The organism is Sphingomonas sp. (genome assembly GCF_051962185.1).
Classification (GTDB): domain Bacteria; phylum Pseudomonadota; class Alphaproteobacteria; order Sphingomonadales; family Sphingomonadaceae; genus Sphingomonas.
Window position 1 is genome coordinate 1 of the sequence record NZ_JBQCCN010000174.1, and the last position, 8,256, is coordinate 8,256.

9 protein-coding genes are annotated in these 8,256 nt (G+C 67.2%); 4 read left to right on the top strand and 5 right to left on the bottom strand.

What is annotated here, in order from left to right:
- Positions 1-153 precede the first annotated feature (153 nt).
- The 3 genes from ACTHJR_RS10865 to ACTHJR_RS10875 all read right to left on the bottom strand — a co-directional run bounded on the left by ACTHJR_RS10865 (position 154) and on the right by ACTHJR_RS10875 (position 3,808).
- Positions 154-2,049 carry an asparagine synthetase B family protein gene (locus tag ACTHJR_RS10865; protein WP_440523188.1) on the bottom strand — a complete coding sequence of 632 codons (1,896 nt, stop codon included), beginning with the start codon at positions 2,047-2,049 and terminating at the stop codon, positions 154-156.
- Complete coding sequence (locus tag ACTHJR_RS10870) at positions 2,046-2,330, bottom strand: PqqD family protein (RefSeq protein ID WP_440523189.1); 285 nt, start codon at positions 2,328-2,330, stop codon at positions 2,046-2,048. Before ACTHJR_RS10870 ends, ACTHJR_RS10865 begins: the two co-directional genes overlap by 4 nt.
- A 185-nt stretch (positions 2,331-2,515) precedes the next feature.
- Positions 2,516-3,808 carry a nucleotidyltransferase domain-containing protein gene (locus ACTHJR_RS10875; protein WP_440523191.1) on the bottom strand — a complete coding sequence of 431 codons (1,293 nt, stop codon included), beginning with the start codon at positions 3,806-3,808 and terminating at the stop codon, positions 2,516-2,518.
- Positions 3,809-3,978: 170 nt separating this feature from the next.
- On the opposite strand from ACTHJR_RS10875, the gene ACTHJR_RS10880 reads away from it, so the two are divergent.
- From ACTHJR_RS10880 to ACTHJR_RS10895, 4 genes are all read left to right on the top strand, one after another.
- Positions 3,979-4,416, top strand: a complete 438-nt coding sequence (locus ACTHJR_RS10880) for a helix-turn-helix domain-containing protein (RefSeq protein ID WP_440523192.1) — start codon at positions 3,979-3,981, stop codon at positions 4,414-4,416.
- A gap of 62 nt (positions 4,417-4,478) precedes the next feature.
- Positions 4,479-4,850 carry a hypothetical protein gene (locus ACTHJR_RS10885; RefSeq protein ID WP_440523193.1) on the top strand — a complete coding sequence of 124 codons (372 nt, stop codon included), beginning with the start codon at positions 4,479-4,481 and terminating at the stop codon, positions 4,848-4,850.
- A gap of 30 nt (positions 4,851-4,880) precedes the next feature.
- Positions 4,881-5,357, top strand: coding sequence for a hypothetical protein (locus ACTHJR_RS10890; protein WP_440523194.1), 477 nt, complete (start codon positions 4,881-4,883; stop codon positions 5,355-5,357).
- A 68-nt stretch (positions 5,358-5,425) separates the two neighbouring features.
- A complete protein-coding gene (locus ACTHJR_RS10895; RefSeq protein ID WP_440523196.1) occupies positions 5,426-5,710 on the top strand; it encodes a winged helix DNA-binding protein in 285 nt (94 codons plus the stop codon).
- 23 nt (positions 5,711-5,733) lie between these two features.
- Here ACTHJR_RS10895 and ACTHJR_RS10900 read toward each other — a convergent pair whose 3' ends face one another.
- Together ACTHJR_RS10900 and ACTHJR_RS10905 are read right to left on the bottom strand one after the other, a co-directional pair.
- On the bottom strand, positions 5,734-7,137 hold the full coding sequence (locus tag ACTHJR_RS10900) for an efflux transporter outer membrane subunit (protein WP_440523197.1): 1,404 nt from the start codon (positions 7,135-7,137) through the stop codon (positions 5,734-5,736).
- A gap of 11 nt (positions 7,138-7,148) precedes the next feature.
- Positions 7,149-8,256 (bottom strand): efflux RND transporter permease subunit (locus ACTHJR_RS10905; protein ID WP_440523198.1); only part of this gene is annotated, 1,108 nt, incomplete at its 5' end.

Sequence of the window (8,256 nt, forward strand, 5' to 3'; positions counted from 1 at the left end):
CCGACGCCGCTCGCTCCCGGAGATCATTCGAATAGGGTCTCGCCATGATCGCTGGCCTCCATCCCCAGCCACCAGGTTGAATCAGATCTCAACCCGCTTGGGAATCCCCATTCGATTCAATCAATCAGAAAACGAGTCTAGCCGGCTCGACGATCAACCGAGGCCGGCGGCCTGTTCGAGCCATAAGTCGATCGCGACGATGTTCCACACCGCGCCGTAATTGCTGGCGGGCGGCTTGCCGCGCGCGCCGTCGGCGCGCCAGGCGGCATGTTCGGCCTCGATGGCCGCGATGCCCTCCACCTCGACCCAGCCGTTGCGCACCGGGGCGAGCGTGTGGATCGGCCGCTCGCGCAATCGCGCCGCGACCGCGTCATAGATCGGCGACGTCAGCTTCGCCTTGTCATGACGTTGCCGCACCGGCTCGGGCAGGGTGCCGCGCATCGCCTCGCGCAACAGATGCTTGCGCACGCCCCCGCGACGCAGCATGCCGCCGGCCGCGCCCATCAGGAACCGGGTCAGGCGGAAGTCGTGGAACGGATGCCGCAATTCGACTCCCCGGCTGGCGACATAGGCCAGCAGATTGTCGATGTTCATCTGACGCCGCGCGAGCGAATAGATCGCATAGCGCTGCTGATGCGCCAGGAGCGGCGATGCCGGCGGCGTCGCGGCGGCGCGCCAGCGATCGGACAGGTCGATACGCCTCGCCCAGTCCGGTACGATCCAGTCCGGTGCGGTCAGGGCGAAGTCGAGGTGCGGGCGCAACACCCGTGCGCGCCGCCGCGCCGACACGATCGGCCCGATCGCCGACGACAAGGTCCAGCGCAATCGTTGCGGGAAGGCCGTGCCGAAGCCCGCCGAGAGGCCGTCGCGGAGCAGCGTCGGCAACCGCCCGCCGCGCAGCAAGTCGGGAAAATGCGCGAATCCGCCCGACAGCCAGTCGTCGCCACCTTCGCCGGTCAACAGCACCGACAGGCGATTGGCCGCCAGCCAGTCGCAGGACGCGACGATCGTCGCGGCGGTATTGGGACGCAACGGCAGATGCATCGTACCGGCCGACCAGCGAGCCGCCGCCCGCCAGTCATAGGGTGCGCCGAAAACCGATTGCGAGCGGATATCGCAGTGCGCCTCGACCGCCTCGATCCAGCGACCCTCGTCGCACGCCTCCCCCGGAAAACGCGCCGACACCGGGCGGGGCATCGCCGCGAGCGCGCCCGACCTGACGAGGTCATGGCTGCGGCAGACGACGCTGGACGAATCGAGCCCTCCCGACAGATGGGCGGCGATCGGGCCGCTGCTGCGCGACGTCGCGATCAACGCCTGATCGAACAGGTGGGTGAAGCGGTCGATATGGTCGCGATCCGACAAGTGCGAAAAGTCGTCGAAGGGGCCGTCGAGCCAACGCCGCAGCCTGATGCTGCGCCCGTCGGCGGTCAGCAGATGGCCGGGCGGCAGTCGCCGGACGTGTTTCCACAAGGTGTGGACCTCGGTAACGAAACGCATCGACAGATGCTCGCCGATCGTGCTTTCGTCGATCTCGCGCGAGATGTCAGCGCCCCGGATCAGCATCGCCGGGTCGGTGGCGAAGGCGATGCCATCGGCGGTGGCCGCCCAACACAGCGGCCGCCAGCCGACCGGCGACCGCGCGCAAGTCAATTGTCTTGCGCGCGCATCCCAAATCGCGAAGGCATAATCGCCGGCGAGGCAATCTAGCAGACGTTCGCCGAGGCGTTGCCACGCGGCCAATACGATGGCGCAATCGGGCGCATCGGCCGGTGGGGCGTCGCCGCCGAGCAGCGCGCGCAATTCGGCGCGATTGTCGACGCGGCCGTCGAAGCAGATCGTCCGGCCGGGCGCGGGATCGTGCCACGGCTGGATTTCCGCGACGGCTTCCGGCGTGGTCGCCAGCGCGACGCGAACCAGGCCGGCCTGGTCGTCCGTCCACGACGTGCCGTTGCCGCCCGAAAATGCGGGCGCGGCGGCTACCATGGCGTCGAGCGCCCGTGACGCGACGGTGCCGCGCCAAGCGACGATTCCGCCGATCGCGCTCATTCGCGCGCGATCAGCAGGTCGCGGTCGAGCGCTGCGTGGAGAAAGGCGGCGATATCGGCCATGATCTCGCCGCGCGGACTGTCGAACCGCATCGCCAGGGACGCGGCTGCTTCGACCGCATTTCGTCCGGCGGCAAGTTCTCGCCAGATCGCGACGGCGCCGCCGTTGAGTGCGAAATACTGCCCCGTCGCGGTGTCGAACAGGGTCAACTCGTCGCCCACGTCATTCCAGCTCAACGTCGGCGCGGGCGCGAAACGGATCTGCTCAACCGCGATCGACATCGCCGTCCCTTAGTCGGGGCGAGGCGAAACCGGCGATTCCGCCAAGGGCGGGATGGCAGGATTGGCCGACCGACCGTTCCCCCGCGGCGATTGTCGAGGCGTGTGCCAGGCGCCGCGGCCCCGGCCGCATGAGACCCGCGAGCCTGCGTGGTGCATGGTGCAGTCGAAGGGGCGTGCCGTTCATCTCAAACCCGCAGCCAGCGCGAGACACGCGTGTCGATCTCGGCCTGACGGCGCAGGTCGCCGCGCTGGCCGGTGCGCCACGCAGCCGGGATGCGACGGGTGGCCAGTCGCCACCAGCGGGCCGGATAGCAAAGCAGGATACGCGGAGACCGTGGATCGACGGGATAGAGCAGCGCCATCTCGGCGCGTGGGATCAGCAAGCGACCGACCGCCCGCGCGATACGGCCGCCCGATTGTCCGGTGCCGCGCTTGCGCCAGATATCCGGAGTCAACTCGCGATCCTGCAGCAGCAAAAGCGACGCCGATAAACGGATCGCCCCCAGATCGTCGCGCAGTTGCGCCGCCGCGGCGGTCCATTCGATCGGCAGGTCGCGCCAGTAATAGGTGGCGAGATCGAGCAGCAGGACGGCGCCGCGCATCGATTGCAGTGCGTCGGCGGTGCGCCAGAAGCGCTCCCAGTCGACAGCGTGTCGGCGCAACAGGAAGGCGATGTCGCTCAGTACCAGCGGCCCGTTGTTGAGTAGATGATCGTAGGCCGCGTGCATGATCAGATGCAGCAGCATGTCGGTCGGCGCCGGGAACTCGATCGGTGCCGTGGCGATCGGCGAGGTGATCGCGTGACCCCACACGCCCTGGAGCAACAGCGTGTTGCGGTCACGTTCCATCGCGCTGGCGGCGCTCTGGACGCCGCGATGCAGTTCCACTTTCGAAAAGCCGCTGGGGCTCAGCAACGCCGGCAGATGATGCTTGCCGGCATGGAGCGCGTGATCGCGACGAAGATCCTCGGCGCTGTCGCCCTCGCCGGCGGAGCGCGCGCCGGCCGCGAGCAACGTGTTCCAGGCGTCGACCAGCTGGTCTTCGGGGACCAGGATGTCGAGATCGCGCATCGGACGCAGGGCGGCCTCGGGATAGGCGTGATAAGCCAGGAAGGCACCCTTGAGCGCGATCGCGCGGATGCCGGCAGCGCCGAGCAACTTACTCAAAATGGTCAGTTCATATTGCAGGCCGAGCATCCGCCGGGTCGCATCGCGCCACGCCTGCCTGGCCTCGTCGCGGATGGTCTGCGGAAGCCCCAGCCCCGCGTGCCGTTGCTCGAGCTGCCAATGGAGCAACGCCCCCAAACGATGCTGGCGCATGGCGTCGAGCAGGACGTTCCAGCTGCTTTCGCCGAGCGCGGCAATCCGTTCCGGCGCGATGGCGCGCGTGTCGGACAGCAGGTCGAGCAACAGCAATCTGGGCGCGTCTTCAGGATTACCCGATGGTCCCGAATTGCTGCCCTGTTCGATCCTCGCCACGCGTTTCCCCCCAAAAGGGGTCTATCAACCGGCTCATCGGCGTGCAAAGCCAAATCGGTCGATCGCGTTCGTGCCTTTTTAGTCCGGACGAGGGGCAGGGTCGGCAGTTTTTCTTGATATCCAAGAAAGACTAAACGGTCCAAAATGGGGCGACATTACGTTAGCTTGGCATGATGGACGATTCGCATTTCTCTACGCTGACTCCCCGCGAGATCGAGTGTCTCAAGGGTGTCGCGCAGCATAAGCGAACCAAGGACATCGCCGTCGACCTCAACCTCTCGCCGAAGACGGTCGATGCGTACATCGCCAATGCGGTGCGCAAACTGGGCTTCAACGATCGCGACAGCGCTGTCCGCGCCCTGATGGGCAGTGGGCCGGCGCTAGAGGGTTTTTCCTCATCGGCAATTTCCGGCGTTGAGAACGACCATGATCCGATGCCTTCCTCGTGGCTCGGACGGCTGCCCTGGCCGTTCCCGACACGAGAAAGGCCGACCAATGACCTGAGCTATCCTGGGACCATCGCCGCAATCCTGGTCGCGGCGTCGCTGATGGTGACGGCAGTATCTCTCTACATGCTCGCCATCCGCATGCTCACCGAGCGCCTCTAGGCGTTTCATCCAGCATTCGATCTTGATTTGCCGGGCCGCCAGGCGCCGGCGGAGGGGGAATCATGTCCGTTGCATCGATTCAAACGAGCGATCTCACGTCCATCCCGACGACCAATATGGCGGTGGCGCGAAAGATCATGCGTGCCTTGCTGCCCGCCGAAAACGGCATCGATCATGCGATTATCGCGCAGACCGACCTCATCGGTTCGATCGTCCGGGGCCGCATGGAAATGGGTGTGGCGATGGAGGTCGGTCACGACGCGGCCGTTCTGGCGGCGAGTTCGCTCGCTCACCTGTTCGAGGCGCGTGAGGACGCGATCAAATGCCATCAACGCCTTGCCGTCACGCGCGATGCGCTGGGGCTGGATGGGTCCGACGTGGGCTGCACGGCCGGTAAAATGGCCGCGCCGCGCCGCAAGGTGAAGGCTGCGTAATTTCGTCGACCGATATAGGGATCGAATCCTATGCAGATCTTTCTCTTTATCGGTCTTGTCGTCTACGTCATCGTGTTTCCGGCATTGTGCGTTTTCGCATGGTTTCGGGGCGGCGTGACCGAGCGACGCGTGGCAACAGCTTATATGATTGCCGCCATCGCCTCGATCTTCGCCGACCTGTTCGGCAACCATTGGCGTGGGCCCAATTGGGGTGTGATCATCGTCGACATCGTATTTCTCGTCGTTCTCATCGTGATCGCACGTCAAAGTACAAGGTTCTGGCCGCTATGGGCAGCAGCATCTCAGTTAGCCGGGTGCCTCGCGCACTTTCCCGCAATCATGAATCCGGCATTCCCAAAGGAGCTTTACGTCAGCACCCAGCCTTATTGGGCAGTGCCACTATTGGTGAGTTTGATGATCGGGTCGATCTCCGCGCATCGGCAGCGGCGGATATGGGAGAAATCGGATCGCGCGACTTCCGGTATCGGACCGCGGATCCCGATCTGATCGCCTACGCCAGGTTCGTGCTCAAGACATCGGGTCGCCGCGCCTGCGTCTCATCGGGGCTGCGTTTGGTGAGCTCGCAGTGGAACATCCTGCTCGACCTGTTCATCTCGGCGTCCGAGCAGCGGGCGGTGCCGACCGGCGACGCTTGTCTCGCCAGCAGTGCGCCGCATTCGACGGGATTGCGCCACGTCATCGCGCTGATGGAAGGCGGCTATGTGACGCGGATGTCCGACCCCGACGATGCGCGCCGGACCCTGGTCGGGTTGACCGCGCAGGGGCTGGAGTTCGTGGGCGATTGCCTGCGCGCGGAATATGAAGCGCTGACGGCGGTGCTCGCCGGGCATTCCGGCTGACGCCCGGGGAGGGCGGCCAGTCCTCACGACCAGCCGCCCGCCAGCGCGCGGAACACGTCGATCTGGGCGTCGGCGATCCGCGCGTCCTGTTCGGCGAGCGCCGCCTCGGTTTCGGCGTAGGTACGCTCGGCATCGAGCCAGGCAAGCGAATCGACCGTGCCCTCGCGCTGCTGCGCGCGCGTGATCGCGGCCGCCTTCGCCGCCTCGTCGCGCGCTGCTTTCAGGGCGACGCGGCGGTCGAGCGCGCGCGCATAGGCGTTGAGCGACGTCTCGGTCTCCTCGAGCGCGCGCAACACCGTGCCGTCGAACGTCGCAAGCGACGCCTGAGTATCGGCCTTGGCGGCGGCGATCTTGGCGCGCGCGCCTTCCTGGTTGGGGAACGCCCAGTTGATCAGCGGCCCGAGCAGCCAGCGCAGCGGGCCGCCCCCGAACACGTCGCCGATATTGGGCCCAGTCGAGCCGACCGAGGCGCCCAGCGTGATGTGCGGGTAGAGGTCCGCGGTGGCGACCCCGATCCGCGCGGTGTCGGCGGCGAGCCTGCGGTCGGCGGCGCGCACGTCGGGGCGGCGCTTGAGCAGGGCAGTGCCGTCGCCGACCGGGATCGGCTGGGTGATCTCGCGCCCGACGTTGCGCTCGCCCGCCGCGGCCGGCAGGTCGGCCGGCGCGCGGCCGGTCAGCGTCGCCAGGCGGAACAAGGCGGCCTGGCGGTCGGCTTCCAGCGCGGGGATGTCGGCGGCGCGCTGCTGGCGCAGCGTGGCGATGCGCGACACGTCGAGCTGGGTGGCGAGCCCCGCGTCGTGGCGACGCTGGGTCAGCAATAGCGACTTGTCGAGCAGGTCGACGATCTGGTTGGCGACCTTCAGCCGCGCCGCGCCCGAGGCGGCGTCGGCATAGGCCCGCGTGGTGTCGGCGACCACCGCGACGCGGACCGCGTCGGCATCGGCCGCGGCGGCGGCTTCGTCGCCGCGCGCCGCCTCGATCCCGCGGCTGACGCGGCCAAACAGGTCGACCTCGTACGACACCGAGAGGCCGGTATCGATCGACCAGTCCTCACGCGGCGAGCCGGGCGCACGCTGGCTTTCGGGCAGGCGGCCATAGGTGGCGCCGGCGTTGAGCCCCGTCGAGGGCAGCCGGTCGCTGCGCGCGCCACGGAGCGACGCGCGTGCCTTTTCGAGATGCGCGACCGCGACGCGGATGTCGGTGTTGGACTTGAGCGCATCGGCGATCAGCCCGTCGAGCACCGGATCCTGATAGAGCCGCCACCAGTTCGACGCGGCGGGATCGTCGCTCAGCGCCGGGGAGGCGGCCGAGACGAACTTGCCGGCGGCCGCCGAGGGCGTCGCGGGCGGGGTGTAGTTCGGCCCCACCGCGCAGGCGGCGAGCGCCAGCGCGGAAACCATCGGGGCAATCATACGAAGCGGACGCATGGCGTGACTCCTCATTCGGCCGGCTGCAGCGATCCGGACAGGTCCGAGCCGGCGGCGGGCCGCTTGCCGCGCAGGTGGGCGATGCGATCGCCCAGCGCGCGGCACACGACGTAGAAAGTGGGGGTGAACAGCAGGCCGAAGGCAGTGACGCCGATCATCCCGAAGAACACCGCGGTGCCCAAAGCCTGGCGAAGCTCGGATCCCGCGCCGCTCGCGATCAGCAGGGGCACGGTGCCCAGGATGAAGGCGAAGCTGGTCATCAGGATCGGACGCAACCGGGTCTGCGCGGCACGAACCGCGGCGCGCGCCGGGCTGAGACCGTCCTGCTCCTCGCCCTGCTTGGCGAATTCGACGATCAGGATCGCGTTCTTCGCTGCCAGAGCGATCAGGACGACGAGGCCGATCTGGGTCAGGACGTTGTTGTCCATCCCCCGCAGGTTCACGCCGACCATCGCCGCGAGCAGGCACATCGGCACGATCAGGATGATCGACAGCGGCAGGACGAGGCTCTCGTATTGCGCCGCCAGCACCAGGAAGACGAACACCACGGCGAGCGCGAAGACTACGCCGGCGGTGCTGCCCGCCGCTTTCTGCTGGAAGGCGATGCCGGTCCATTCGGTGCCGTAATCGCCCGGCAGATTGTCGGCCGCGAGCTTCTCGAACGTCTTGAGCGACTGGCCCGACGAATAGCCCGGCGCGGTGTCGCCATCGACCTCGACCGCGGGGAAGAGGTTGTAGCGGACGACGCGATAGGGACCGGTGCGGTCGCTGAAATTTGCGACCGATCCGATCGGCACCATCTCGCCCGAATTGGAGCGGGTCTTGAGGTTGGCGATATCGGCGACGGTGGCGCGGAACGGCGCATCGGCCTGCGCGGTGACGCGATAGGTGCGGCCCAGCAGATTGAAGTCGTTCACATAGGCCGAGCCGAGATAGACGTTGAGCGCTTCGAACACGCGCTCCGGCGGCACGCCGATCAGGTCGGCCTTGGCGCGGTCGATATCGGCGAAGACGCGCGGCGTGTTGGTGTCGAAGAAGGTATAGACCTGGTTCAGCCCCGGCGTCTGGTTGGCCTTGCCGATCAGGCCGTAGGACTTGGCGGCGAGGTCGGCATAGCCA